28 protein-coding genes, 1 riboswitch and 1 other annotated feature are annotated in these 25190 nt (G+C 39.9%); of the genes, 16 read left to right on the top strand and 12 right to left on the bottom strand.

The genetic code is table 11. The annotated features are described in order from the left end of the window. Both M3166_RS11335 and M3166_RS11330 read right to left on the bottom strand, forming a co-directional pair. Nucleotides 1–984: a metal ABC transporter ATP-binding protein gene (locus M3166_RS11335; RefSeq protein WP_251689916.1), complete on the bottom strand. Its 984-nt coding sequence runs from the start codon at nt 982–984 to the stop codon at nt 1–3. Between the two features lie 121 nt (nt 985–1105). Further along, nucleotides 1106–1320 (bottom strand) — a binding site (T-box leader). A gap of 178 nt (nt 1321–1498) precedes the next feature. Next, nucleotides 1499–1984 (bottom strand): QueT transporter family protein, encoded by a 486-nt coding sequence (locus tag M3166_RS11330; RefSeq protein WP_251689915.1) that lies wholly within the window; start codon nt 1982–1984, stop codon nt 1499–1501. A gap of 6 nt (nt 1985–1990) precedes the next feature. Continuing rightward, nucleotides 1991–2035: riboswitch (PreQ1 riboswitch) on the bottom strand. Nucleotides 2036–2324: 289 nt separating this feature from the next. On the opposite strand from M3166_RS11330, the gene M3166_RS11325 reads away from it, so the two are divergent. From M3166_RS11325 to M3166_RS11315, 3 genes are all read left to right on the top strand, one after another. After that, a complete protein-coding gene (locus tag M3166_RS11325; RefSeq protein ID WP_251689914.1) occupies nt 2325–3341 on the top strand; it encodes an ABC transporter substrate-binding protein in 1017 nt (338 codons plus the stop codon). 96 nt (nt 3342–3437) lie between these two features. Continuing rightward, complete coding sequence (locus tag M3166_RS11320; RefSeq protein ID WP_251689913.1) at nt 3438–4478, top strand: ABC transporter permease; 1041 nt, start codon at nt 3438–3440, stop codon at nt 4476–4478. Continuing rightward, nucleotides 4471–5265 carry an ABC transporter ATP-binding protein gene (locus tag M3166_RS11315; RefSeq protein ID WP_079524586.1) on the top strand — a complete coding sequence of 265 codons (795 nt, stop codon included), beginning with the start codon at nt 4471–4473 and terminating at the stop codon, nt 5263–5265. The genes M3166_RS11320 and M3166_RS11315 overlap by 8 nt, the downstream gene beginning before the upstream one ends. 80 nt (nt 5266–5345) lie before the next feature. Here M3166_RS11315 and ilvA read toward each other — a convergent pair whose 3' ends face one another. After that, nucleotides 5346–6614: a threonine ammonia-lyase IlvA gene (ilvA, locus tag M3166_RS11310; RefSeq protein WP_251689912.1), complete on the bottom strand. Its 1269-nt coding sequence runs from the start codon at nt 6612–6614 to the stop codon at nt 5346–5348. Between the two features lie 357 nt (nt 6615–6971). Here ilvA and M3166_RS11305 point away from each other — a divergent pair, with 357 nt between their 5' ends. Next, nucleotides 6972–7721, top strand: a complete 750-nt coding sequence (locus M3166_RS11305) for an SDR family NAD(P)-dependent oxidoreductase (RefSeq protein ID WP_251689911.1) — start codon at nt 6972–6974, stop codon at nt 7719–7721. Between the two features lie 67 nt (nt 7722–7788). Here the strand turns inward: M3166_RS11305 and M3166_RS11300 are convergent, their stop codons facing one another. The 4 genes from M3166_RS11300 to thiD all read right to left on the bottom strand — a co-directional run bounded on the left by M3166_RS11300 (nt 7789) and on the right by thiD (nt 11535). Beyond that, entirely contained in the window at nt 7789–9144 is a 1356-nt protein-coding gene (locus tag M3166_RS11300) for a YjiH family protein (RefSeq protein WP_251689910.1), read from the bottom strand. A gap of 281 nt (nt 9145–9425) precedes the next feature. Beyond that, a complete protein-coding gene (gene bshB2, locus M3166_RS11295; RefSeq protein WP_251689909.1) occupies nt 9426–10103 on the bottom strand; it encodes a bacillithiol biosynthesis deacetylase BshB2 in 678 nt (225 codons plus the stop codon). 13 nt (nt 10104–10116) lie between these two features. Next, on the bottom strand, nt 10117–10467 hold the full coding sequence (locus M3166_RS11290; protein ID WP_008404569.1) for a YojF family protein: 351 nt from the start codon (nt 10465–10467) through the stop codon (nt 10117–10119). A gap of 219 nt (nt 10468–10686) precedes the next feature. Further along, entirely contained in the window at nt 10687–11535 is an 849-nt protein-coding gene (thiD, locus tag M3166_RS11285) for a bifunctional hydroxymethylpyrimidine kinase/phosphomethylpyrimidine kinase (RefSeq protein WP_251689908.1), read from the bottom strand. Between the two features lie 162 nt (nt 11536–11697). Between thiD and M3166_RS11280 the strand changes: the two genes are divergently transcribed. The 6 genes from M3166_RS11280 to M3166_RS11255 all read left to right on the top strand — a co-directional run bounded on the left by M3166_RS11280 (nt 11698) and on the right by M3166_RS11255 (nt 16374). Continuing rightward, nucleotides 11698–12381, top strand: coding sequence for a uracil-DNA glycosylase (locus M3166_RS11280; RefSeq protein ID WP_251689907.1), 684 nt, complete (start codon nt 11698–11700; stop codon nt 12379–12381). A 65-nt stretch (nt 12382–12446) separates the two neighbouring features. Then, entirely contained in the window at nt 12447–12629 is a 183-nt protein-coding gene (locus tag M3166_RS11275) for a uracil-DNA glycosylase (RefSeq protein WP_251689906.1), read from the top strand. Then, entirely contained in the window at nt 12626–12898 is a 273-nt protein-coding gene (locus tag M3166_RS11270) for a YwdI family protein (protein ID WP_251689905.1), read from the top strand. The genes M3166_RS11275 and M3166_RS11270 overlap by 4 nt, the downstream gene beginning before the upstream one ends. 82 nt (nt 12899–12980) lie before the next feature. Next, entirely contained in the window at nt 12981–13361 is a 381-nt protein-coding gene (locus tag M3166_RS11265; RefSeq protein WP_251689904.1) for a DUF423 domain-containing protein, read from the top strand. 134 nt (nt 13362–13495) lie between these two features. After that, nucleotides 13496–14692 (top strand): amidohydrolase, encoded by a 1197-nt coding sequence (locus M3166_RS11260; protein WP_251689903.1) that lies wholly within the window; start codon nt 13496–13498, stop codon nt 14690–14692. Continuing rightward, a complete protein-coding gene (locus M3166_RS11255; RefSeq protein ID WP_251689902.1) occupies nt 14689–16374 on the top strand; it encodes a methyl-accepting chemotaxis protein in 1686 nt (561 codons plus the stop codon). The genes M3166_RS11260 and M3166_RS11255 overlap by 4 nt, the downstream gene beginning before the upstream one ends. A gap of 188 nt (nt 16375–16562) precedes the next feature. Here M3166_RS11255 and gerQ read toward each other — a convergent pair whose 3' ends face one another. Next, a complete protein-coding gene (gerQ, locus tag M3166_RS11250) occupies nt 16563–16883 on the bottom strand; it encodes a spore coat protein GerQ (RefSeq protein WP_251689901.1) in 321 nt (106 codons plus the stop codon). Between the two features lie 409 nt (nt 16884–17292). On the opposite strand from gerQ, the gene M3166_RS11245 reads away from it, so the two are divergent. Further along, nucleotides 17293–17481, top strand: coding sequence for a hypothetical protein (locus tag M3166_RS11245; protein ID WP_008404557.1), 189 nt, complete (start codon nt 17293–17295; stop codon nt 17479–17481). A 95-nt stretch (nt 17482–17576) separates the two neighbouring features. On the opposite strand, the gene hemQ is transcribed toward M3166_RS11245, so the two are convergent. Then, nucleotides 17577–18314, bottom strand: coding sequence for a hydrogen peroxide-dependent heme synthase (hemQ, locus tag M3166_RS11240; protein ID WP_251689900.1), 738 nt, complete (start codon nt 18312–18314; stop codon nt 17577–17579). 165 nt (nt 18315–18479) lie between these two features. On the opposite strand from hemQ, the gene M3166_RS11235 reads away from it, so the two are divergent. After that, nucleotides 18480–19307, top strand: coding sequence for a lipoate--protein ligase family protein (locus M3166_RS11235; RefSeq protein ID WP_251689899.1), 828 nt, complete (start codon nt 18480–18482; stop codon nt 19305–19307). Nucleotides 19308–19330: 23 nt separating this feature from the next. Here M3166_RS11235 and M3166_RS11230 read toward each other — a convergent pair whose 3' ends face one another. After that, a complete protein-coding gene (locus tag M3166_RS11230) occupies nt 19331–19972 on the bottom strand; it encodes an RsfA family transcriptional regulator (protein WP_251689898.1) in 642 nt (213 codons plus the stop codon). Between the two features lie 231 nt (nt 19973–20203). Between M3166_RS11230 and M3166_RS11225 the strand changes: the two genes are divergently transcribed. After that, on the top strand, nt 20204–20428 hold the full coding sequence (locus M3166_RS11225; RefSeq protein ID WP_008404549.1) for a DUF1450 domain-containing protein: 225 nt from the start codon (nt 20204–20206) through the stop codon (nt 20426–20428). Between the two features lie 123 nt (nt 20429–20551). Continuing rightward, on the top strand, nt 20552–21859 hold the full coding sequence (locus M3166_RS11220; RefSeq protein ID WP_251689897.1) for an HD domain-containing protein: 1308 nt from the start codon (nt 20552–20554) through the stop codon (nt 21857–21859). Nucleotides 21860–22007: 148 nt separating this feature from the next. On the opposite strand, the gene M3166_RS11215 is transcribed toward M3166_RS11220, so the two are convergent. Continuing rightward, nucleotides 22008–22193 (bottom strand): 2-hydroxymuconate tautomerase, encoded by a 186-nt coding sequence (locus M3166_RS11215; protein WP_079524602.1) that lies wholly within the window; start codon nt 22191–22193, stop codon nt 22008–22010. Between the two features lie 65 nt (nt 22194–22258). Here M3166_RS11215 and M3166_RS11210 point away from each other — a divergent pair, with 65 nt between their 5' ends. Beyond that, entirely contained in the window at nt 22259–22771 is a 513-nt protein-coding gene (locus M3166_RS11210; RefSeq protein ID WP_251689896.1) for a YwhD family protein, read from the top strand. Nucleotides 22772–22927: 156 nt separating this feature from the next. Then, entirely contained in the window at nt 22928–23074 is a 147-nt protein-coding gene (locus M3166_RS11205) for a hypothetical protein (RefSeq protein WP_251689895.1), read from the top strand. A 6-nt stretch (nt 23075–23080) separates the two neighbouring features. On the opposite strand, the gene M3166_RS11200 is transcribed toward M3166_RS11205, so the two are convergent. After that, complete coding sequence (locus tag M3166_RS11200) at nt 23081–25138, bottom strand: transglycosylase domain-containing protein (RefSeq protein WP_251689894.1); 2058 nt, start codon at nt 25136–25138, stop codon at nt 23081–23083. Between the last annotated feature and the right edge of the window lie 52 nt (nt 25139–25190).

Genomic DNA, 25190 nt, shown 5'->3' with positions numbered 1-25190 from the left:
TCATCCTTTCAGTAAAGAGTGGAATGGCGCTTCTTCATCTGTCTCCGAGTGAAGCTGTGCGACATTTCCTTGAATTATTATCGTCTGTTCAGGTGTTGTGAAATCGACCTGACCATTAAAGCCGATATAGCCGATCAAGCCTTGTGCTGGTAATAGCCCTTTCACGACATCGATGGCATGAAGGGTAGGGCTTAACGTACTTGTTGTAACATTTGCAAGCTGCTGCACCGAATTTTCTGTACTATAGCGTTCGATTGACGGTGCATCATTCGTAACGGAAATATTCCCGTTCCTTACTTGCATGTAGTTTGATTTTGATGTACCGATTACTGTGCAATCATCAAATTCGACATAGTACATATATGGTGCAGCGTGCTCAATGCGCATTTTTCGATAAAGGGAAAGGGCCTCTCCGGAAAATTGTGCGCGATAACGTCCATTCCCCTCTTTTTCGACATGTTGTAATATATAGGAAGATTGTTCAGGTGTTGGTGTTGCAAACAGCTGTTCAATCAATTGATCAATGTTCGGTTCTACTTGCTCTGCTTCAATATTTGTATGGAAAACAGCGATTTCATCTGTTAAATGATCAAAAATAATGAGTGTATCGTAAACATGAAACTGCAGTTCAGGCAATGGCTTTTGCAATGCATGAATATAGCCAATTCCGCCACCTGTAAACGGATATTCCGTATGTGATGAGACACGAGGCATCACTTGCTTTAATAGTTGAACCAGCTCGCCTTCATATGTGTAGGCTTTATTGGAATGATGTGCATGATCTAAAAGTTGATCACCTGTCCCGATATACGTTTTACGAGGGTTGACCCCGATGAACGAATAGCGTCCATTCCCGTCATACTTAGAGGAACTTTCCAATAAAAACTTCCGTTCACCTTGCAGTCGCTGGAAAATAGAAATTGGTGTTAGTAAATCCCCATTTACTTTTTTCATTGATGTACGAAAATGTTGCTGAACTACCATATGAACAACTCCTTTTTTGAAATAAATTACGCCTTTACGATTCAGATTATTTAGCAATCTTGTAATTAATTTAAAGCTTTGCTGAACAAAAAAATCGCCCTCAGCAAAAGAATTAACTTTTGCTGAGGACGATCTGCACCGCGTTGCCACCTCGTTTGAAGCAAACCAAAAAAACCTTGCTTCCACTTAAACCTGATAACGGCAGGGTACCGTCCGCCGACTAACGCCAGCAGCTTTCATAAGGCCCATTCACATTTACCTTTTGGCGTATTTTCACCAGCCATACGCTCTCTTTACAAAACGGTAAATGCTACTCTTCTTATTCAACAATTTACTCAACTAAGCTCAACTAAACGAAAACGGTGGTCACGCTCCCGCAACCTGCTACCGTAAATAATAATTTGAATATGCTTTATTCTAACACTGAAAAATGAAATGTCAAACAATTCTAAAATATTTTCGCTGAATAAAAAACCAGCTGACGTTTTAAAACCAGCCGGTGAAAAAATCGATATTAAATTAATTTTTTGAAATTCAATCGTTTATTTAAAGTGTACATAATCGGTGCTCCAACCGCCAATACAACAAATTCGCCAAATGCTACAAACAGCCAAGTTTCCCAGAACGGGAAGCCAAGCACGATATTCAGCTGTGCTGCAATGATAAACATTGTAAACGTAAATAGTGTTGTATTAATAATCAGACGAGCCCAAATATTTTTCACAAACTTACAAATGAATATGAAAATTCCGAGTGTAATAATCGTATGTCCGACACCAAATACTAAATCAATTGGACCGATCGAAGACATCAGGAAATTGGAAATAAATACACCTAAAACAACACCTAACATATAGCGCGGGTTAAATGCGACTAAATGGTTAAAAATTTCGGCAATACGGAACTGTACTTGCCCAAAGCTAATTGGCGCAACAAGCATTGTGACAGCAATATATAATGTTGCAATAATGGCACTCGCTGCAATAAACTTTACCTTCATATGAAATTCCTCCTAGTTTTTTAACGTGGGATGGTTACGAACCACGCAAAGCAACTGCAATCATAGCAATATTGAAAATAAAAGTAAAGATTTATAGGACTTTTTTTTCAATAAATACTCAAAAAAATTCTAAAGAGTAAAAACTTCAACAAACCGCGTTGCTTAGCGGTTTGAAGTGTATCAACTAAATTTCGAAATGAGGCACATTACCTAGAATAAATTCAGAAGATTCTAAATGTTATTGACTATCTAAATACGACGCGGTAATATTATTTCAACACACTTCATCCAAATGAAGTTCGGTGCTTTAAATCGATAAAGTAAACTAGGGGGAAATAAGATGAGAAAAAATTTAATGAAGCTATCCTTTTTATTATTCGGGCTTCTTTTATTATTAGCTGCTTGTGGCGGGGAAGAGAGCGAGACATCTTCGAACGAGACGTCAAATGGCGAGGCTGTAGATACAGCTAAAGCAGATAGCGATAAAACATTTAAAATCGGAACAACACAAATTGTTGAACATCCATCATTAGATGCAGCAAAAGAAGGATTTAAAAAAGCAATTGAAGATGCAGGTATTAAAGCAGAATACGTAGACAAATCTGCGAACAACGATAACAGTGCAAACATGACAATCGCCCAGCAGTTAGTCGGGGATAATGTAGATTTGATTTTCGCAAACTCAACACCTTCAGCACAGGCGGCAAAAAGCGCGACTTCTGATATCCCGGTTATCTTTACATCGGTAACGGATGCAGTAGGTGCGGAATTGATCGAGTCAATGGCAACACCTGGTGCCAACGTAACAGGTACGATTGATTTACATCCGGAAACAATGCCGAAAACAGTTGCCTTCCTAAAAGAATTAGGGGCAAAAAATGTAGGGATGGTATATAACGCTGGTGAGCAAAACTCAGTTGCACAAATTGCGGCAGTAAAAGAAATTGCAGCAAAAGAAGGCGTAACAATTGTGGAAGCAGCGGTATCTGCTTCATCTGAAGTACGTCAGGCAGCAGAATCACTAGTAGGAAAAGTAGATGCATTTTATATTATTACAGATAATACGGTCGTATCGGCACTTGAATCTGTAATCGAAGTAGCAGATGCAAACAAATTACCTCTTGTTGTCGGTGAGCTTGATTCAGTAGAGCGCGGCGGTTTAGCAGCTTACGGTTTCGAATACTACGATATCGGCTATGAAGCAGGGCAAATGGCAGCACAAATTTTATTGGAAGGTAAAACACCTTCAGAAGTTCCGGCTGCGTACCCGGCTAACTTAAAACTAGTAATCAATAAAGCTACTGCAGAAAACTTAGGCCTGGAAATTAAGCCTGAATGGGAAGCAGAAGTACAATAATTCATTATTTTTTATAAAAAAGCAAGTCAGCCTAAACAGGTAAATGTTTAGGCTGACTTGCTTAAAACTTTTAAAAAAGTCAGGAGATGATTCGAGATGTTTACAGCTATGTTTGGGTCAGTGGAGCAAGGGATCATCTATGCAATTATGGCACTTGGGGTTTATTTAACATTCCGTGTGCTGGATTTTCCGGATTTAACGGTTGATGGAAGCTTTGTAACGGGGGCAGGTACGGCAGCGATGATGATCGTGCTTGGCTATAACCCGGTCCTTGCCACATTGGTCGCAACAGTTGCTGGATTTATTGCTGGATGTATGACAGGAATTTTACACACTAAAGGGAAAATTAATCCTCTTCTTGCAGGGATTTTAATGATGATCGCCCTCTATTCGATTAATCTTCGAATTATGGGATTAAGCTCAGATACCGGTGTAACACGACCAAATATTCCACTATTAAATTCAGAAACAGTTTTTTCGACGTTCGGTTCATTCTGGTCGAATTTAGGTATTGATTCAGCAATTACAAATGTACTGAAATCAATGGGCTTAGCTTCTGTTCCAACAACTTGGGGAATTTTAATTTTAATGATTGTTGTTACAACGATTATTAAACTAGTAGTAGACTGGTTCTTAAAAACAGAAATCGGTCTCGCGATTCGTGCAACAGGTGACAATAAACGAATGATTCGCAGCTTTTCGGCAAATACCGATTCACTGGTCATTTTAGGACTGGGAATTTCAAACGGTATGGTAGCATTATCGGGTGCATTAATTGCCCAATATACAAAGTTTGCCGATGTCGGATTAGGTATTGGTATGATTGTTGTCGGTTTGGCATCTGTAATTATCGGTGAAGCAATTTTCGGAACAAAGTCGATTGTTCGTGTCACATTTGCAGTTATTGCCGGGGCAATAATTTACCGAATGATTTACGCATTGGCGTTACGTGTAAAATGGCTTGACTCGGGAGATATGAAACTAATTACGGCGGTTATCGTTATTTTAGCGCTAGTAATCCCGCAAATCGTAGGGAAATATAAAGAGAAAAAGAGAAAAGCAAAACGTTTGGAAGAACGTCTCGCATTACAACAGGCAAAAGTAGATATTGAGCAGGGAGGGAAGAGCCTTGCTTAAATTAGATGGCATTAATAAAGTATTTAACGAAGGAACACCCGATGAGAAAATTGCACTGGACAATATTAATTTGCATTTGGCACCTGGTGATTTCGTTACAATTATCGGCAGTAACGGAGCCGGAAAATCGACAATGATGAATATGATTTCAGGAGCGTTAACACCAGATTTCGGCTCTGTCGAAATTAACGGCAATGATTTAACCCGCTTGCCGGAATATAAGCGTGCTGTACATATCGGCCGCGTATTCCAAGATCCGATGGCAGGAACAGCACCAACGATGACTATTGAAGAAAACTTGGCGATTGCCTATTCACGTAACACAAAGCGTTCATTGCGTTTTGGTGTTGATAAAAAGCGTCGAGAGTTTTTCAAAACGTCATTGGAAAAGCTGCATTTGAATTTGGAAAATCGTTTATCGGCTAAAGTCGGGCTATTATCGGGTGGGGAACGCCAGGCATTAAGTTTATTAATGGCGACATTTACGAAGCCTTCAATTTTACTGCTTGATGAACATACAGCAGCTCTTGATCCGTCCCGTGCAGAGCTTATTACAAAGCTGACAAAAGAGCTTGTCGAGGAAAGCCGGCTGACAACACTGATGGTCACGCATAATATGCAGCAGGCGCTCGATTTGGGGAATCGCCTCATTATGATGGATAAAGGGCAAATTATTCTGGAAGTCGGTGAAGACCGTAAACAGGACTTGACGATTCCGGATTTAATGCACGAGTTCGAACAAATCCGCGGCGAAAAAATGAATTCAGACCGCGCGTTATTAGGGTAAATGAAAAGTTCCAGAAAGATAAAGCAAAAACTCGATTTTCTCTGAGAGAAAATCGAGTTTTTATATTTCAATAAAAGTATTTATACTAGCAACGCAAACAGCGTACTGTCGTTATTTACTTCTTTATACTCGAAACCGTTTGCACGCATACGTTCAATTAATCCTGCGTGGTCTTCGCGATGTGCAAGCTCAATGCCGACCAATGCCGGACCACTTTCTTTATTGTTTTTCTTCGTATACTCAAACGTTGTAATATCATCATTCGGACCAAGCACTTCCGTCAAAAATTGGCGTAATGCTCCTGAACGCTGAGGGAAACTTACGATGAAATAGTGCAGCAGCCCTTCATAGATGAGTGAGCGTTCTTTAATTTCCTGCATACGCCCGATATCGTTATTTCCTCCAGAGATAATGATGACAACCGATTTTCCGCGAATTTGCTCTGCGTAAAAGTCAAGTGCTGCAACCGACAATGCTCCAGCAGGCTCGGCAATAATAGCATGCTTATTATAAAGATCTAAAATAGTCGTACATACTTTACCTTCCGGAACGGCGATAATATCATCCAAATAGTGACGGCATACTTCATATGTATCATGCCCAACACATTTTACAGCAGCGCCATCAACGAATTTATCGATCGTGTCCAGTGAAACCGCTGCTCCGTTTTGGAAAGCAGATTTCATACTTGCCGCCCCTGCAGGCTCTACACCGATAACTTTACTCGAAGGGGACAAGTTTTTAATGTAGGAAGAGACGCCTGACATTAATCCGCCACCGCCGATACTGCCAAATACATAATCGATCGGTTCTTCGATGTCATTCATAATTTCGACCGCCACTGTTCCTTGGCCAGCCATTACATCCGCATCATCGAATGGATGGATGAAAATGCGGTTCTCCTGCTCACAATAGGCAAGTGCGCTTTCCGCAGAGTCGTCAAATGTATCTCCTGCCAGTACAATTTCTACAAAGCTTCTGCCAAACATCCGCACTTGATCGATCTTTTGTTTCGGAGTTGTTTTCGGCATAAAGATTGTCGCTTTAATTTCCAGCTTTGCGCACGCATACGCAACACCTTGTGCATGGTTGCCGGCACTTGCACAGACGACACCTGAAGTACGAGCCTCATTTTCGATTTTTTTAATTTTATAATAGGCACCACGTAATTTAAATGAGCGAACATGCTGCAAATCTTCACGCTTAAAGTAAATTTTTGCCCCATACTTTTCTGATAAATATTCGTTTAATTGCAGGGGTGTATGTACAACAACATCTTTTAAAAAATGATGTGCGATTAATACGTTTTCGACTGCAATCGTATTCGGTTGAGTAACTCCCATTTCCATGTAACCTCCGTCATCTGATTAAAGATTATATTATTCTATCATAAATTTATGTCGTAATGGCGTAAAAATTCTGTAAATTATGAAAATTAATCAATACGTCATAATGAAAGCGGTTTAATAGAGAAATCAGGCATCGATTCAGACAAGATTTCCTTGAAACTGAAACGCGCACTATATCTCTTTGAAGTGCATATCATCGAACGGAACAGGAAAAGCTTATGTATGAACCAAGTCTTAAGTCACCTCCCAATGTTTATTTGAAAAACAAAGGGGAAAAATAAATTATTGTGGCAGGAAAATTTTGCGCATAGGAAAAACTTATTGGCAGCGTCCAAAATCATTTTAGGAGGAATAGCTATGACTAAAACAGCGATTATTACAGGTGGAGGCAGCGGGTTAGGACAAGCAACAGCTATCCGTATGGCACAGGAAGGTATTAATATTGCGGTAGTGGATGTCAGTGAAAAAGGCGGAAACGAAACAGTTGAACAAGTGAAAGCACATGGCGTAGACGCTATTTTCATTAAAGCGGATGTATCAAAAGCTGAAGAAGTAAAAAATTATGTTGATGAAACAGTTAAGCATTTTGGAGCGATTGATTACTTCTTTAACAATGCAGGAATTTCCGGCAGCGGTAAATTCTATTTAGATACGACGATTGAGGAAATTGAACAAATTGTCGGTATCAACTTGTTAGGGGCACTTTATGGTGTACGCTATGTGGCCGAAGTAATGCTGAAAAACGGTGGCGGTTCCATTGTAAATACGGCATCAAGTGCCGGTGTAATTGGACAGGATTCCGTTGTTACATATTCAGCAACGAAACACGGAATTGTCGGGTTAACAAGAAGTATGGTAGCGGAATACGCAAAAGACGGGCTACGTGTAAATGCGATCGCACCAGGCCCGACTGAAACACCAATGGTAAAAGCCTTTTATGAAGCAAATCCGCAAATGAAGGAAAATGCTACTGGTGGAATCCCTCAAAAACGCTTAGGTACACCAGAGGAAGTAGCAGAGCTTGTAACCTTCCTGCTAACTTCAAAAGCAGAGTATATTAACGGGGAAGTCATTCGAATCGATGGCGGCTTCACAAGCACGAAGTAAATAGTAAAAAGGGCTGCCCGGAACGTCAGTAGAGAATCTGACTTTCCGGCAGCCCTTTATTGTTTAATTAAAATAAAAGATGCGCAATTGCTGCGATAATTGGAATTGAAATGATTGTACGGATTAAGAAAATGATAAATAGATCCCAGATTTTTAATGGAAGCTTCGTACCTAGAATCAGTCCACCGACTTCCGACATGTAGATTAACTGTGTAACCGATACTGTCGCGATGAAGAAACGTGTCATTTCTGATTCAATGCCAGCACCTAAAACTGAAGGTAACAGCATGTCCGCAAAACCGACAATCATCGTTTGTGCAGCTTCACCGGCTTCAGGAATTTGCAGAAGCGCCAAAATCGGCTCAAATGGCATTCCTAGTATACGGAAGAAACTTGTAAACTCTGCTAACACTAATGCAATTGTTGCGAACGCCATAATAATCGGTGTAACCGCAAACCACATTTCCAGTACATTAATAAATCCATTTTTGATCATTTTACCTAAGTTACGGTTAGAATCGGCTTTCGATAAAGCATTGTGCAATCCAAAAGAAAATACATTATATCCATCTTGTACATCTTCACGGTTTGCAGGCACTTGAGAGCCATCAATTAAAGTATCCGCTTTTTGTTTTAACGGGTAAATACGAGGCATAATGAATGCTAAAATTAAACCACAAATAATGACAGAAGCATAGAACTCGATGAAGTAATCACCAATGCCGATTGTTTCAACTACAACTAAACAGAAAGTAATCGATACGACCGAAAAAGTTGTTGCGATTGTTGCAGCTTCACGGCCTGTATAATTTTTTTCTTCATATTGTTTGCTTGTAAGCAATACGCCGATTGTGCCATCACCAACCCAAGAAGCTAGACAGTCAATGGCAGAGCGTCCTGGGATCTTGAATAGGGGGCGCATAATTTTCACCATCATTGAACCGAAGAACTCGAGTAAACCGAAGTCTGTTAATAAAGGCAACAATAAACCGGCAAATAAAAACAGTACAAACATGAAAGTTACAAGACCGGATGCCGGATCAAGCAGCACGCCTGTTGTAACGTCACTTGTTAAACTCTCAGGTCCGATTTGGAACACATACATACTCGCAAAAATGACTGCAAGCACACGCATAATTGTCCAGAACCAGTTTACACGGAATAATGAATCAGCGAGTGTACGTTGCTCTTTTTTTTGCGGAATAAACTGCATTACGACAGATCCTGCCGCCGCAATAATAAATATGATGAATGCGAACCAGTGAATGAATGGCTCCACTTTACCTGCCAAAAAGTTCGCAAGGATCGCAATTGGTACTTTTATGCCGTCTTCTGTATTAATCGGTGTAATAAATAAAAACACACCAAGTGCAGAAAGGGCAATAAACAGAAACCAAGTATAAGAAGAAAATTTTGTTTTCATATATGATAACCTCTTTGATTGTTAGTTTGAATATTTATACACTATAAAACGTGTTTATTCATTTGTCTACTGTTTTACATAAAGATTAATATTTCTGAAAACTATACTGATTAAAAAATGAATATAATTAGGCTGGCGAAAGGTTTAGATGTAATAAACATCATATTTTTGAAGAAATAAGCTAAAATTGGACCGAATAAAAATACAAGAGATGAATACGAGAAAAAAGGACGTCTGCAAATCCCAAAATATGCAAACGTCCTTGAAATTATAAATATACATTAATCATTGAATGATACAGTATAAAACCTTTCGTTGCTTAACCAGTTATCTAGTGAGACATCACCGGTATCTACCCGTTTTTCTGCGTCTTGTATCATCCAGGCAGTTTGAGAAGCATGAGCTTTTAAAGCTTTTAACTTATCTGCTTTGACAGACGAGATTTCGATTGTAACATCCGGTTCACCGTTTTTCTCGACTGTGTCATTCGCAAATGCACAAGCTAAAATACGAGGGCGATACTGCTTATCGATACGACGTACCGCTTCGACAACAGCGCGCCCAGTTGCTTCATGATCGGGATGGACAGCAAAGCCAGGTAAAAATGTGAAGATTAGTGATGGATTCAGCTCGACAATCAAATCATTAACGAGCTTGACCATTTTCTCATCGTCTTCAAATTCAACTGTTTTGTCACGTAAACCCATCATACGCAAATCACCGATACCCATTGCCTCACACGCTTCCATCAACTCTTTTCTGCGTATTTCCGGCAATGACTCGCGCGTTGCAAATGGAGGATTTCCTAAGTTTCGTCCCATTTCGCCTAATGTTAAACAAGCATATGTAACAGGAACTCCCATGTTATGGAATAAGCGTAGTGTACCTGCAACTGAAAAGGCTTCATCATCCGGGTGCGGATAAACGACTAAAACGTGACGTTCTTCTTTTAATGTCATATAAGCGACCTCCTTAATAAGCAAATGGCGTTTCGCTGATTTCTAATGCAACCGCCAGCTTTCCAGTATTATCTAAACCAGCCATTAGTAATCGGCCCTGATCGTCCAGTTCAAAATGTGTAATTCCTTGTGCGTAAACCCAGCCATGCGGCATTTTAAGTCCGACACGGTGTGGGGCGTCTCCTACAACCTTTCCCAATTCATAGCGGATTTGTACATTGCGGATAAATGCGCCTGCATTGAAAAAGCCTTCATTGTAATGTGTTGCATAAGAGCCGTTTGTAGTTTCTAGATGAATAAAAACGTCTTTGTTCGCAAAAGAATTAATTAACTCCTGGAGCTCGTTAGTATTTACTTCCTTCATCACTCTTATTAACTCCTTTCGAATCTTTCTATTAATAGTATAGTCAAATATATTCGACTGTGAAACGAAAAAGTCACACAAGAATTGAGTTCTTGTGTGACGCCAAATCAATTACGCCTCAGCGTAATTGCGTCCGGATTCGGCTTTGCGCTGACGCAAAGACCTCATTACCGGATCTGTGACATCCGCCGGAGGCAAAACTTCTACGTGTAGAAGTTTTTATGCATGTAGATAGTTTGGAATTGTTGTAACAGTAATTTCAGGTGCACCGAAACGTGGTTTTGCCCCGTGCATTACTGGTCCAACATGTTCATTTAAAGCCCATCCGTGTTTAATCGCCGCTGAAACGAATTCTTTCGCTTCAATAACCGATTCCTCAACAGAAAGACCATTTGCTAAGTTTGCACAAATACTCGCTGCAAAAGTACAGCCTGCCCCATGATTATAAGTAGAAGAAACTTTTTCTGTTTCTAATAATTTAAATTCTACTCCATTATAGAACAAATCAACGGCTTTATCATGTACTAAGGCTTTTCCACCTTTAATTACAACATTTTTTGCGCCAAGCTCATGAATTTTCACAGCGGCAGCTTGCATTTGCTCGATTGTTTTCGGCGTTGTTGTGCCTGCCAGCTGTCCTGCTTCGAAAAGGTTAGGTGTGACAACTGTTGCATAGGGTAATAAATATTTAATCATTGCTGTCGTGTTGCCAGGGTTCAATACTTCATCTTCGCCTTTACAGACCATTACAGGATCGATGACAATTTTATCAGTGCCGGAAGCTTGAATCGCTTTTGAGGCCATTTGAATAATTTCTACAGTTGAAAGCATGCCTGTTTTAATGGCATCGACACCTGTTGAAAGGGCTGTATCGATTTGCTTTTGTAATAATTCTGTCGGTAGCGGTGTGACTGAGTGGCTCCAAGTTTTCGGATCCATTGTCACAACTACTGTCAATGCGACCATTCCGTATGTGCCATGTTCTTGAAAGGCTTTTAAATCGGCCTGCATACCTGCGCCTGCAGAAGTATCAGAACCGGCAATTGTTAAAGTTTTTTTTAGTGTCATATAGCATATCTCCTTAAAGTGAAAATTCGAATTATAATTAGGTTAAGTATAACGCCTAGCTGACTATATAAAAATAGTCAGAAAACGAAAAATCTATAATGCCAGATAAATCACTTGAACTTCTGCAGCAAATTCACTAGCGTATAAAATGAGGTGGAAATTATGATGGAACAGTTGACGAATAGTTGGAAAGATTTATTGGCTCGAGAAGCAGAGCAGCCGTACTATAGACTTCTTGAGACATTTTTAGAGAGACAATACAGGGAAGAGACAGTTTATCCAAAGAAGGAGAATATTTTCAATGCCCTCCAGTTAACGGATTACGAAAATGTAAAAGTAGTCATATTAGGACAAGATCCGTATCATGGTCCGAATCAGGCACATGGATTAAGTTTTTCAGTTGAAAAAGGGCAAAAATTGCCGCCGAGTCTAAAAAATATGATGAAGGAACTGCAGCAGGACATTGGCTGCGAAATCCCGGAACATGGGGACTTAACGTCGTGGGCAAAGCAGGGTGTATTATTATTGAACACCGTTTTAACTGTACAGGCAGGCAAAGCCAATTCCCATAAAGGCCAAGGTTGGGAACAGTTGACGAATACTATTATTGAACATCTCGCAAAACGTGAACAGCCAATTGTATTTTTATTATGGGGAAAACCGGCGCAAAGTAAACGGATTTTAATTGAACAGATTTCAGATAAACATATTATTTTGCAATCGCCTCATCCGAGTCCATTAAGCGCACACCGCGGCTTTTTCGGAAGCAAACCTTATTCAAAAACAAATAAAGCACTACTGTCTTTAGGACAGCAGCCTATTGACTGGTGCTTAGCGAAGAAATAGGGAAACAAGCTAAACTTTTGCCTGAAAGCATGGTAAAGTAATGATAGAAAGAGAGGGAACGGCAAATGAAAGTAGATTGCTTTAAATGCCAGCATTTTCGTGTGACATGGGATCAGTTTAATCCGCGCGGTTGCACAGCATATGGCTTTAAAACGAAGCAGCTGCCATCTCTCGTTGTAAAACAGTCTTCGGGAATGGACTGCTTAAAATTTGTACCGAAAAATAGAGAAGGTGGGCAAATGCGATGATTACGTATGAATCGATTGTTAAGCAAATTGAAAAATTGACAACAGAAGCAGCACATGCGGCAACAGAACAACAAGCCCGTGAAAAACTTGCGGCAATTCGTGCGCTATGTGATGTCGTTTTAGACGAAAAAATCAGTTCGCCAAAACCTGCTTCCATAAATAGCATGAGTACAACGATCTCGTCACCCGTATACACGCAACCGGTCGCAATTCCTGCACAAAAGCTTGAAGAAGACGATGCAAACGGCGACTCATTGTTTGACTTTTAACAGAGAGATACGCCTGTTCGGAATGAAATCCCCCTATTTATAGGGATGAAACTTGTATTAGAAAAAGAAAGAGGTAAAAGAAATGAAAGGTTCAATTATATCTGGCGCAATTCACGGTTTTTTAGCAGTTGCATTAGGCGCATTTGCAGCTCATGCACTCGAAGATTTACTGGATGAGTACAGCGCCGGTATTTGGGATACAGCGATCCAGTATCAAATGTTTCATGCAACAGCACTTATTTTGGTCGGTATTTTAATGTCAAAAGCTATTTTCGGTGAAGTGAAGCAGTTGAAAATTGCGATGTTCTGCTTTAATGCAGGTATTATAATCTTCGCGGGAAGCTTGATGGTATTAGCTTTAACAGGAATCGGTGTACTAGGCGCCATTACTCCTATCGGTGGGGTATTCTTTTTAGTGGGCTGGATAATGGTTATAACAGCAGTAGTAAAAAAGACTCAATAAAATTTATAGCATATACTTCTTAAAAAGGAAGTATATGCTTTTTTTATTATTTTATTAGGAAAATTAAATCTTTTATCTAAATTATTTGAATTTATTGTATAGTTATAAAGTAAGAGAGTAAAGGGGTAAGGAAAATGGACCAATTATTATTAAAGTTAGAAGATAATTTTGAAGAGATGGTAATTATTCGACGCTATTTACATGAGCATCCGGAACTATCCCATCACGAAGTACATACACCTGCATACATTGCCAAGTTCCACCGTGAATTAGGCTTGGAGGTTCGAGAATATGTTGGAGGGCGTGGAGTTGTAGCCACATTAAAAGGGGCAAAATCTGGAAAGACGGTAGCATTACGTGCCGATTTTGATGCATTGGCAATTCAGGAACTAAATGATTTTCCTTATAAATCAAAAAATGATGGAGTGATGCATGCATGCGGTCATGATGGTCATACGGCAACATTACTCATTTTGGCGAAAGCATTGACAGAAATGCGGGAACATCTATCCGGCAATATCGTGTTTATCCATCAGCATGCAGAAGAACTTGCTCCAGGAGGGGCAAAGGCAATGATCGAAGATGGCTGTTTAGACGGTGTGGACGTAATTTTCGGAACACATTTATGGGCACTGACTCCTTTAGGAGAAGTGCTTATACGAGAAGGAGCCATTATGGCAGCGGCAGATCGATTTGAAATTGTGATTCAAGGAAAGGGCGGACACGGTGCAGAACCACAGCATTCGGTTGACGCAATCGTTGTTGGTGCACACTTTGTCACTCAGTTGCAGACAATTATTTCGCGCCGTATTGCACCGCTTGAATCAGGTGTAGTGACGGTCGGACAATTTGAAGCGGTCAATCCGTTCAATGTCATAGCCGATACAGTGAAAATTCAAGGAACTGTACGTGCATTTGATGAACAAGTCCGAAAACAGATGAAAGAGGAAATCGAATTATTATTGAAAGCGACATGTTTAGGAATGCATGCTGACTATCGTTTTGAATACTTCGATGGGTATCCGCCTGTAGTCACTCATGTAGCGGAAACACAATTTGTTGCACAAATTGCAAACGAAACACCAGGTGTTGAAAAGGTCACAGTCTGTCCTCCATTTATGATTGGGGAAGATTACGGCTACTATATGCAGCTTGTTCCAGGAACTTTCTTCTTTACAGGAGCAAAGGATCCGGAATGGGAAACAGTTTATCCGCATCATCATGCCCGGTTTGATTTTGATGAACGGGCAATGCTTATCGCTGCAAAAGTTTTAGGACAGGCAACATTGGAATTTCTTTTAAATGAACAACGAGAAGAGGAATCAACATGAGTGTAGGGAAAAGATTAAATGCTGCACTAATTATAATGATCATATTAATTATGATTACAGTAGTACTTAACTATATGAGTTTGAAAAATATACAGGGAAATATGGAAGAAGCACTCGACTACAGGGTAGAGCAGATTCGTTCCGTAGACAAAATCCGTTTTAATGTCGCGATGCAAGGAATGTATGTGCGGGCACTTGTTTTTGATGGAAAAGAAGAATCTGCCGAAAGCTTTAAGCAGTACAACGAATTACTGGATCAGGAGATTGAATATTTAAGTACGCTAGTATCGAGTGATACGATGACAGAACAGATGGAACAAATCATTAAGTACCGGGATGACTTTAATTACGGTTACCTTGATATGATGGATGCTTTCGAACGGGGCGATCAAATACTCGCAAACGGTTTTATTAATACAAAACTGCGCGCAGCAAATGACGGAATGTTCGATGCAACAGCTCAAATGGTTGAGCATCAGGAAAAAGAACTTGATGCAATTAAAACGAAAGCCGGTGATGCGATTGGTTTCTCCGTTTTAGTTGCAGGAATTGCTTTAGCAATCAGTGTTCTTATTGGCGTACTTGTTATGATTTATATTCGTAAAACAATTATTTCCCCTTTAAATGGAATTGTGAATGAAGCGAATCTTATTGCAGCAGGGGATTTATCGCAGCAAGATATTCTAGTGAAAACAAAGGACGAAATTGGGCAGCTGGGCAACGCGTTCAATTCGATGAAAAATAATTTATCGAATCTGATTAAAAATATTCAGGTTAATTCAGAGCAAGTAAATGCGGCAGCACAGGAGCTTTCGGCAAGTACCGAAGAAATATCGGCGACGACGGAAGATGTAACGGTGCGGGTAAATGATACAGCTGAAAGAGCTCAAATTTCTGCACATGCATCAAATGAAAGTGCACGTGCTATGGAAGAAACAGCAGCAGGTGTACAACGAATTGCGGAATCAACGCAAAAATTGCTTGGGAATTCGGTTGATGCGACACAGACAGCTAAAGATGGTGGACAAATTATTTATGATGCCCAACAACAAATGAGCATTATTAGTTCATCCACAAACTCTGTAAATGCTCTAGTGCAAAAACTGGCACAACAAACAGAAGAAATTAATAACATTTCCCAACTAATCACATCGATTACGGATCAGACGAATTTATTGGCATTAAATGCAGCGATTGAAGCCGCACGTGCCGGAGAACATGGAAAAGGGTTCGCTGTTGTAGCCGATGAAGTGCGGAAGCTGGCAGAGCAATCCAAATCATCCGCCAACTCAATTGTTAACTTAACACTTGAAATTAAAGCGGATACAGAAAATGTTGAACGTGCCGTATCGGATTCGTTAGTTTCTGTGGAAGATGGTGTGAAGATTATTGCAAATGCAGGGGAATCATTTACAACGATTGTAGATGCAGTGACACAAATGTCGATGCAAATCCAGGAAATTTCAGCTACTTCCGAAGAGCTTTCTGCAAGTGCAGAGCAGGTGACAGCATCGGTTAATGAAATTGCCCAAAGTTCAAATGAATCAAGCGGCAATTTGGAGATGATTGCGGCAGCGGTAGAGGAACAGACCGCTACAATGCAGCAAGTAAATGCAGTTGCCGTGACATTAAGCGATAATGCACAAACACTCCAACAGGAAATTTTGCAGTTTAAAGTATAATCCATTCCATAAGGGTGAAATGAGTGGAAACCTGCTTGAAAAAGAGTTAAGTACTCGTAGTAAGAAGCTAATATTTTTATTTACAGCAAAAAACGTCATTTTTCTCCTGAGAAAAATGACGTTTTTGAGTTATGTCTGCTGCTTTTCTGCAACAAAAAAAAGGCGCTTAAAAAAGGCGCCTTACTTATTTAAGGTTGCTGTGTAAAGTAACTTAATTCTTCATCGAATTCCGCATAGTCAAAGTAAATCATCGGGAACAGGAAGCGGTGGTTATTTTTTAAATCACGTAAAATTACATGGTCACGGCCGGCTGCTTCCACAACCCCACGGACCGCCCGTGTATTACTGCCAGCTACCGCATTATCAAATGAAAAATAAAACGTACCTGGTTTACCTCTGTTTAATCGTAAAATATTCTCGATATAGGATTCCTCACGTGGAAAGCCTACTCCTTGCATACCTGGTATACCCGAAGTCATCGGAACCGTCGCAGGATTCATTTGTTGCATTGGAGACGTCCAATAATAAGTCAATTTTGCATCCTTTCATAAAGAAATTTAATATACTGCAGTCATCGGCGCAAGAAACAGTAAACGAAGAAATGGCTGCTGTTTCTCTGTGTTCACAATAAGCAGGACACTTGCTTCACCTTCTGCCGCACTGTAACCGAAGAAAGAAGGGCGGCATGTAAACCTTTTATTTGAAGTTTAGGCGTTCGATGTGACCTCCTTTTTCGACTTAGTATATGCATAAATAAAAAAGTTGAACACCAAAAACAGTGTTGTTTTTTGAACAGGCGACATACTATAGGTTAATTAGTTCGGATATATGTAATAAATTTCAATGTATTGGGAAAGATAAAGTAAATAAATAAGAGATTGTTGCCGGTGTTGACGAAAAGCGCAGGAGTGGAACATCATGAAAATAGGAGTTTGGTTAGGCATAATAATTAGCGCATTATTGTCTTTTGCGGTTGCAATATTTTATGAACAGCCGATTCATTGGTATTTATTGGTTCTTCTAATCATCATCGGTTTCTTCATTAATACAATCATTATAATTTTAAAGTTGCAGGATGAATCAAACGTAAAAGATGAGCCGAAATAAATCGGCTCATCTTTTACGTTTCAGGAAAAAAAAACCCGTTCCACACTTTTGAAATTGGTTAAGCCAAACATCAAGTGGGGGAACGGGTTAAGACATTAAATTGCTAACAGTTTTTCTAGTTTTTCATTGTCCAGCAGGTTTCCTACTAGGAACTCACCGAATTCGCCGTAACGAGCTGAAACTTCATCAAAGCGCATTTCATAAACGATTTTCTTGAATTGAAGCATATCATCAGAGAATAATGTAACGCCCCACTCATGATCGTCTAAGCCGACAGAACCAGTTATAATTTGTTTGATTTTACCTGCATAGCTGCGGCCGATTAGACCGTGGTCATACATCAATTTTTTACGATCTTCCATTGAAAGCATGTACCAGTTGTCATTGCCTTCACGTTTTTTATCCATTGGATAGAAGCATACGTATTTTGATTTTGGCAGTTCAGGATATAAACGCGCACGAACATGCGGGTTTTGATATGGATCTTCATCTGACTTACCAGCTAAATAGTTCGATAATTCGACTACAGAAACGTAAGAATACGTTGGAATTGTAAAATCGGCAATCGCCAATTTCGCGAATTTTGTTTCGATTTCATTTAGTTCTTCAGGTGTTTCACGTAAAGTCATAATCATGAAATCCGCTTTTTGGCCAATAATTGAGTAAAAAGCATTCGAACCTGTATCTTTATTTAAGTCTTCTAAAAATGCGATAAATTCTTTTGTAGCGGCTTCGCGTTCTTCGGCCGAAACCAATTTCCATGATGCCCAGTCCATTGAGCGGAATTCATGTAATGCGTACCAGCCGTCTAATGTAATTGCTGCTTCATTCATCTGTTCAAACACTCCTTGTAAATGAAAATGATTCACAAGTAGTGTAGCATAGTTTCAGGAAAAAATATCATTTCAAAACCGTAAATTCCGTCAATTCACCAATTTGACATGACTTTAAAATACGGTATGCTAAAGTGAGGAAAAATTAGGCTAGGAGTATAAAATATGAATGATATTTTGCAGCAAACAGTGTGGCGTTTTATCGATCAGTCGATCAGCGCGAATAAACGCTCGCCATTAGAGTCCTTTGCAATGGATGATACACTATGTCATCTAGTCGGTCAGAAAATGACCAATTCGACAATACGAACTTGGGTCCATCATGATGCAGTAGTTCTCGGAATTCAAGATCATCGCTTACCTTATATAGAGCAAGGAATGGAAACATTGAAGAACAGTGGTTATGAGCCGATTGTCCGCAATTCTGGAGGACTGGCTGTCGTATTGGATGCAGGGGTTTTAAATATTTCAATTGTATTAAATGAGGACAAGCCTCTAAGTATTAATAATGCATTTGAAATGATGGTTGCATTGATTCGTCAGTTATTCCCTGAAATTGCAACCAAAATAGAAGCATATGAAATTGTTGGTTCATATTGTCCAGGTTCATATGATTTAAGTATAGGTGGTCAAAAGTTTGCCGGTATTTCACAGCGTCGCATGAAAAACGGGATTGCTGTTCAGATTTATTTATGTGTTGAAGGCAGCGGCAGTGAACGCGCGGAACTGATTAAACATTTTTATGAAAGTGGTCTGCAAGGCGAGAAAACGAAATTCGAGTATCCGGATATCAAGCCGGAAGTCATGGCTTCACTTCAACAACTGACAGGGCAAAACCTGACAGTATTTGAAGTGAATGAAAGACTTCGCAATCTATTGAAGCAAAAGAATGGCCAGCTATTTGAACTGCCATTGCAGCAAGAGGAAATGGAATTGTACAACTTCTATTTAGACCGCGTGTTCAAGCGCAATGAATCAATGCTAAGTAAATAATTAAATAAAAAGCAGGCGAGGTGCTAATATAGCGCTTCGCCTGAATCATTTAACGATGTTTGGGAAATCAAGTTGCCGTTACGCTCCATTTTGAATGTTGGCGTGGCCTCAGTATCTGTTTCTAGTGCTACAAGTCGTCTTGCGCGGTTCATAATAGAAACAAACTGCTCGTAATCTTCTTTAATCGCTTTATTCTCTTTTTGCAGTGCTGCAAGCTGTTGCTCGAGCTGGTTTTTCTGTTCCGTTAATAGTGATGTCAATTTGCGCCATTTCAATAAATCCTGCTCATTTGAATTCGAATGCTGCAGTTGTACTAAGTATGCAATGACGATATCGAGTGATAATGCCGATAATGGTATCGATGTTGGCTGATTTTCATTTGACGGCAGTAAGTATACTGGTGTTGTTCTGCGTTTTGTAGCCGTATTCATCATGCGCATACGTTCTTTACGTTCTTTTTTTGCTTGTGCCAAATCTTCTTCATAAATACGTCGGACTACGGCATTCCAGCGAAATCCGCAAGCTGCTGCTGTTCGATTCAGTAAATCCCCAGCTTCTTCAAATGCATTTAATTGTGTACTTCCTTCTTTTACATGGCGTAAAACAGCCTCTGCTAACAGCTCATCATTCTCTTTCACCCATGCATCTTGTCTTGTTTTTGTCATCAAAAACTCCCCCTGATTAATAATAGTTTTGTTGTTGTAAATCTATCATGTCCAAAGGGGAAAACATTTATTCAATATATCGTAAATTGTTGCTAGAATGATGAGAAATATGTTCCTAGCAGAACTTTGACCGGAATTGCTAGGATAATGCTTGAATGAAATAAGCAAAATGAGATACAATAGCAAATAGGTTAAAACAGCGAAAATAGCTCATAGAGAGGTGTTGACACTATGGCAAACTTATTCCACGTTTGCGATGAATGTCAGGCCGTTAATTTAAAGACGTTAATTCCAAAATTAAAGGAAATTGATCCAGAAGCAACGATTGAAATTGGCTGTCATTCATACTGTGGCCCAGGCCGCAAAAAAACATTTACATTTGTAAATAACCGACCAGTCGCCGCATTAACTGAAGAGGAGTTAATGGTAAAGGTACTGGACAAATTGAAAAAGTAACAGCGTAAAAAGGACGCGTTCTGAAATATATTCAGAACACGTCCTTTTTGCGTTTTCGGCGGATTCATTTCTATTTCAATGACAACTCACTTATAATGATGTTAAGAGATAAGGAGGTGGGCTATGTTGATGACATATGCAAAAACAAAACTGCAAGAGGAAAAAGTTTTTAAAGACCCTGTCCATCGCTATATTCACGTTCGGGATCAAGTCATCTGGGATTTGGTCAAAACAAGAGAATTTCAAAGACTGCGCCGTATCAAGCAGCTTGGTACGACGTATTTAGTGTTCCACGGAGCTGAACATAGCCGATTCAATCACTCATTAGGAGTATATGAAATTGTCCGTCGTATTGTGGATGATGTATTTAAAGGAAGAAAAGAATGGGATGAGTCTGAGCGGTTACTCGTATTATGTGCCGCATTACTGCATGATTTAGGGCACGGTCCGTTCTCCCATGCATTTGAGAATGTATTTGAAACAGACCATGAATATTTTACACGTCAAATTCTGCTGGGGGATACAGAGGTAAATGCCGTACTCCGTCGAGTGGCGGATGACTTCCCTGAAAAGGTTGCACAAGTAATTGAAAAAACGTATCCAAATGAATTGGTTGTCAGCCTGATTTCCAGTCAGATCGATGCTGACCGTATGGATTACCTGCAACGCGATGCGTATTACACAGGCGTCAGCTACGGACATTTTGATATGGAGCGCATCATGCGTGTTATGCGTCCGCGCGATAATGGAGTTGTTATAAAAGAAAGCGGAATGCATGCGGTCGAGCACTACATCATGAGCCGCTACCAAATGTATTTGCAAATATATTTTCACCCGGTATCAAGAAGTGCGGAAGTCGTGCTGAACCATATTTTGAAACGGGTAAAAGTGCTGTGCAAAAATGATTATCCATTTAAATATGAACCGACGCCTTTCGTATCTTTTTTCAGAGGGAATGTTACATTGGAAGACTATATTGCACTTGATGAAAACATCATGATGGCGTATTTCCAATTTTGGATGGAAGAAGATGATGAGATTTTACGGGATCTATGCCGAAGATTCGTCAACCGGAAACTGTTCCAATATACGAATTTGAATCCTTACAAGCAGCCGGAAGTATATGCACAGCTGCAACGACTATTTTTACAGGCGGGCATTGACCCGGAATATTATTTAGTACATGATTCTACATCAGATTTACCGTATGATTTTTACCGCCCTGGTATTGAAGGGACGAAGAAGCCGATTTATTTACTTATGCAGGACGGGATGCAGCGTGAACTATCGGAAGAAAGTCAAATTGTTGAAGCAATTGCCGGTCGTATCAAGGTGGACCATAAAGTGTATTATCCGGAAGAGCTATTTACAGACGAGCGGATCCCGGCCACGTTGCGTAATGAAATTAAGCAGCTTATTGAGGAAGTATAATGTAAGCAGGATGGCCGGCACATAGCCGGAAAAAGCCCGCTAAGTTACAGAAATCAATACCCGCAAAATTAAAAACACCTCATTTTCCATAGGGAAGATTGAGGTGTTTCATATTTATTAATTAACTGAAATTCACGCTACTCAACCATTATTGATCGCTATAGCGTACGCCACCTTTTGCGAAGTGGTTTTTAGACATTTCTTCAATAATAATTGATACATTTTCTACTGGTGCGTCAACTGTTTTAGAAACAGCTTGTGTAACTTCTTCAACGAGCGCGCGTTTTTGTTCATCTGTGCGGCCCTCAACCATTTTAATTGTAACGATTGGCATATTGTCGCCTCCTAGTTAAAATATAGTGTATAGTATTTATATTAGCGTATTTGGAGGGATTTACAATGGCAAATGAAGAAAAATCGAAACCGAAAATGGGTTTTACAATAATAAAAAATGATCCTACCGATGGGCATAAAGGATTCGGTATTGGTTCACTTTCTTTGGAAAACGTTTCACCGGTCATTGTCGATGTCACGGAAGGAACAGCAATTGTTGATATCGGAGCAATGCATGCGAAAAGTGAAGTAGAGCGCGGCATTAAGTTTACGATGAACCGTGAAGACTCAGCAGGCGGAAAAGATTACTGGCTCGTATGGGTTACAATTGACCATAAAGAGTCAGGTGCTTATTTTGCGGGGGTAACGGCTTGTGAAATGGTCGTAAACCGTGAAAAACGTCGTGGCTACAAAATCTTGGCAGAACATGTAAACAGAATGGATAAATCGATGAAGCGCCACATAATTGTGGACCATATGGATGCGCCATCAAAGAAAATACTGGCTGACTTCCTGAAAAGCCACAATGAAGAAATGTGGAACAACAGTGAAGAAAAATTAAAACAGGACTTGGCATAATACTGCAATATTTAACGGAATCTATATTTTATTAGAAATATTACGCAATTCAGTGAACAATATGTGACATTTCAAAAACTACAAAAATCCATGGTTGAAACTGGTTCTAAAAGAAAGTAAACTGAATTTAAAGCTTGCGAAATAGTAGGCTAGGACATGTGGGAAATGAAACAGGTTGAGCAGTATGCGGCATTTGAACCTTCCCAAGCCGAATGCCCCATGGTTCTCAACCTTTCATTCACCACAAATAGAAAAGCTCTTTCGTGTCACGGACTAGAACCGGATACGAAAGAGCTTTTTTAATTAAATTTATTCCCAAAAGTTGCGCAATGCTTCAAAAGGCAATGATTCAAAGAAATTTCCCCAAGAATCCTGATTGAAGAGATCAAATGATGCACAAGATTCTTTTGGTATATCTTCTGTTTTCATGTAAATAATGCGCTGGCTTGAGCATGACTCATGCGCCAGTTTACCTGTACGAATATCGACAGTCACAGGCTCTACACCGCTTGGCATTGTAAATGTTTCGTTCGCCTTTCCATCAAGTGCTGTTTCCATAAAATCAATCCACACTTGCTTAGATGCGGCCATATCTGCCTGAACAGATAAAGTTTTACCTTGGTCATAGCCATTCCATACACCTGCAGTTAAACTCGGTGTAAAACCGATCATCCATTGGTCACTGTTTGTCGTTCCTGATTTGGCTGCATATGTGTGACTCATACGTGAACGCAATGATAACCCGGTTGCCGGAGAGTAATCACTGAATACAGGATCGAACATACCTGTCATCATTTGCGTTAAAATGAAAGCATCCTGTTCGGAAATGACTTGTTCTTCTTCAGGTTTCTTATATTTGTAAACGACTTTTCCTTTTGCATCGGTAATGGACAATACAGTAGTCGGTTGTCGTTTCTCTCCGCCCGCAGCAATGATGTTATAGGCATTTGTTAAATCATACAACGAGTTTTCTGCTGTTCCGAGTGCAATGGATGGTACATCTTTTTCGGAATAGTTTAGCCCGAAACGTTTCTGAACATCGCGGAAAGATCGGTAGCCGATGTTTTCCAGTGCTTTAACAGCATAAATATTATCGGAAATCGCCAATGCCTGCGCCATGGAAAGTTCGTGATCAGCATATTTTTTATTAACGTTTTGCGGTGTATAAGTTGCTCGTCCACTATCATACGTAAAAGTTGTTTCACTTACATCCAGGAAGGACATCGGATTGAAATCCTTTTCCAGTGCTGCCGCATACAGTATCGGCTTGATGGCAGAACCCGGCTGACGGTTACCTAACGCAACACGGTTAAACGAACTTACACTGTAATCACGACCGCCGACAAGTGCTGTAACAAAACCTGTATCAGCTTCCATACTTACAAAGCCAACTTGCAATTCACTGTTTGGCATATTCGTTTTGATCGCATTTTCCGCCGCGCGTTGATGTGCCTGGTTGAGTGTAGTTTGAATCGTCCAGCCACCTTCACTAATACTCAGGTTTTTTTCTTCTAAAATATCGCTTGCTTCTTCCCATACAACATCCAGGAAGTAAGGAGCAATTGATTTTGTCGCAATCCACTCATCGCTTTTTAGGGCAACCTGCTCAGAAGTGGCACGGGTTTTTTCATCGTCTGTAATTTTCCCCTGATCATTCATTAACCGCAAAATTACTTGCTGACGATTTGTCGCCTTTTCCAAGTTATTAAGCGGCGAATAATACGTCGGTCCTTTTGGCACGCCTGCAAGCATTGAAGCTTCGGCCAATGTCAGATCCTTTGCGGATTTGCCGTAGAAGTAACGGCTTGCTGCTTCGGCCCCGTACATTCCGTGTCCGTAATAAACCGTATTTAAATAGCCTTCTAAAATTTCTTCTTTTGAGTAAAATAACTCCAATCGATATGCAAAAAGGGCTTCGTTTAATTTCCGGTTCCAAGTTTTTTCATGGGTTAAATATAGATTTCGTGCATATTGCTGTGTCAGCGTACTGGCACCTTGCACTTTACTGCCGGCTTTAATATCCGCCAAAACGGCACCTGCAATCCGGGAAAAGTCAAAACCGCTGTGCTCGAAGAAATCTTTATCTTCTACCGCAACAGTAGCATCAATTAGGTAAGGCGAAATTTCATCAAGGTCTGTCCAGTAACGACGCTCCTTTGTAAAATAGTCACCTATCTGATTATGATTGCTATCTAAAAAAATTGAAGCTTTCGGAACGGTAAGTGGCGGTGCTCCGGCAACTTGTGCATATATACGTAATGAAAGGAACATAACAGCGAAAAAACATAAAAGGGCAATCATAAAGAGTCCGATTTTTTTTGCGAAATTTTTTCGCTTTTTTCGTTTTTTAAATTGCTGTCTTTTCAAGTTTTTCCACCTCATTTCTTATTTAATTGAGAGCAAAATAAATTTAACGAAT

This window comes from Solibacillus isronensis, assembly GCF_023715405.1.
Lineage (GTDB): Bacteria > Bacillota > Bacilli > Bacillales_A > Planococcaceae > Solibacillus > Solibacillus isronensis_B.
This window is presented reverse-complemented; position numbering and strand designations above follow the sequence as displayed.

Excerpts from the sequence above, each read along its gene's own strand:
- M3166_RS11335 (WP_251689916.1), bottom strand. The coding sequence starts at position 984 with ATGGTAGTTCAGCAACATTTTCGTACATCAATGAAAAAAGTAAATGGG.
- M3166_RS11330 (WP_251689915.1), bottom strand. The coding sequence starts at position 1,984 with ATGAAGGTAAAGTTTATTGCAGCGAGTGCCATTATTGCAACATTATAT.
- M3166_RS11325 (WP_251689914.1), top strand. The coding sequence starts at position 2,325 with ATGAGAAAAAATTTAATGAAGCTATCCTTTTTATTATTCGGGCTTCTT.
- M3166_RS11320 (WP_251689913.1), top strand. The coding sequence starts at position 3,438 with ATGTTTACAGCTATGTTTGGGTCAGTGGAGCAAGGGATCATCTATGCA.
- ilvA (WP_251689912.1), bottom strand. The coding sequence starts at position 6,614 with ATGGAAATGGGAGTTACTCAACCGAATACGATTGCAGTCGAAAACGTA.
- M3166_RS11305 (WP_251689911.1), top strand. The coding sequence starts at position 6,972 with ATGACTAAAACAGCGATTATTACAGGTGGAGGCAGCGGGTTAGGACAA.
- M3166_RS11300 (WP_251689910.1), bottom strand. The coding sequence starts at position 9,144 with ATGAAAACAAAATTTTCTTCTTATACTTGGTTTCTGTTTATTGCCCTT.
- bshB2 (WP_251689909.1), bottom strand. The coding sequence starts at position 10,103 with ATGACATTAAAAGAAGAACGTCACGTTTTAGTCGTTTATCCGCACCCG.
- M3166_RS11290 (WP_008404569.1), bottom strand. The coding sequence starts at position 10,467 with ATGAAGGAAGTAAATACTAACGAGCTCCAGGAGTTAATTAATTCTTTT.
- thiD (WP_251689908.1), bottom strand. The coding sequence starts at position 11,535 with ATGACACTAAAAAAAACTTTAACAATTGCCGGTTCTGATACTTCTGCA.
- M3166_RS11280 (WP_251689907.1), top strand. The coding sequence starts at position 11,698 with ATGATGGAACAGTTGACGAATAGTTGGAAAGATTTATTGGCTCGAGAA.
- M3166_RS11275 (WP_251689906.1), top strand. The coding sequence starts at position 12,447 with ATGAAAGTAGATTGCTTTAAATGCCAGCATTTTCGTGTGACATGGGAT.
- M3166_RS11270 (WP_251689905.1), top strand. The coding sequence starts at position 12,626 with ATGATTACGTATGAATCGATTGTTAAGCAAATTGAAAAATTGACAACA.
- M3166_RS11265 (WP_251689904.1), top strand. The coding sequence starts at position 12,981 with ATGAAAGGTTCAATTATATCTGGCGCAATTCACGGTTTTTTAGCAGTT.
- M3166_RS11260 (WP_251689903.1), top strand. The coding sequence starts at position 13,496 with ATGGACCAATTATTATTAAAGTTAGAAGATAATTTTGAAGAGATGGTA.
- M3166_RS11255 (WP_251689902.1), top strand. The coding sequence starts at position 14,689 with ATGAGTGTAGGGAAAAGATTAAATGCTGCACTAATTATAATGATCATA.
- gerQ (WP_251689901.1), bottom strand. The coding sequence starts at position 16,883 with ATGCAACAAATGAATCCTGCGACGGTTCCGATGACTTCGGGTATACCA.
- M3166_RS11245 (WP_008404557.1), top strand. The coding sequence starts at position 17,293 with ATGAAAATAGGAGTTTGGTTAGGCATAATAATTAGCGCATTATTGTCT.
- hemQ (WP_251689900.1), bottom strand. The coding sequence starts at position 18,314 with ATGAATGAAGCAGCAATTACATTAGACGGCTGGTACGCATTACATGAA.
- M3166_RS11235 (WP_251689899.1), top strand. The coding sequence starts at position 18,480 with ATGAATGATATTTTGCAGCAAACAGTGTGGCGTTTTATCGATCAGTCG.
- M3166_RS11230 (WP_251689898.1), bottom strand. The coding sequence starts at position 19,972 with ATGACAAAAACAAGACAAGATGCATGGGTGAAAGAGAATGATGAGCTG.
- M3166_RS11225 (WP_008404549.1), top strand. The coding sequence starts at position 20,204 with ATGGCAAACTTATTCCACGTTTGCGATGAATGTCAGGCCGTTAATTTA.
- M3166_RS11220 (WP_251689897.1), top strand. The coding sequence starts at position 20,552 with ATGTTGATGACATATGCAAAAACAAAACTGCAAGAGGAAAAAGTTTTT.
- M3166_RS11215 (WP_079524602.1), bottom strand. The coding sequence starts at position 22,193 with ATGCCAATCGTTACAATTAAAATGGTTGAGGGCCGCACAGATGAACAA.
- M3166_RS11210 (WP_251689896.1), top strand. The coding sequence starts at position 22,259 with ATGGCAAATGAAGAAAAATCGAAACCGAAAATGGGTTTTACAATAATA.
- M3166_RS11205 (WP_251689895.1), top strand. The coding sequence starts at position 22,928 with ATGTGGGAAATGAAACAGGTTGAGCAGTATGCGGCATTTGAACCTTCC.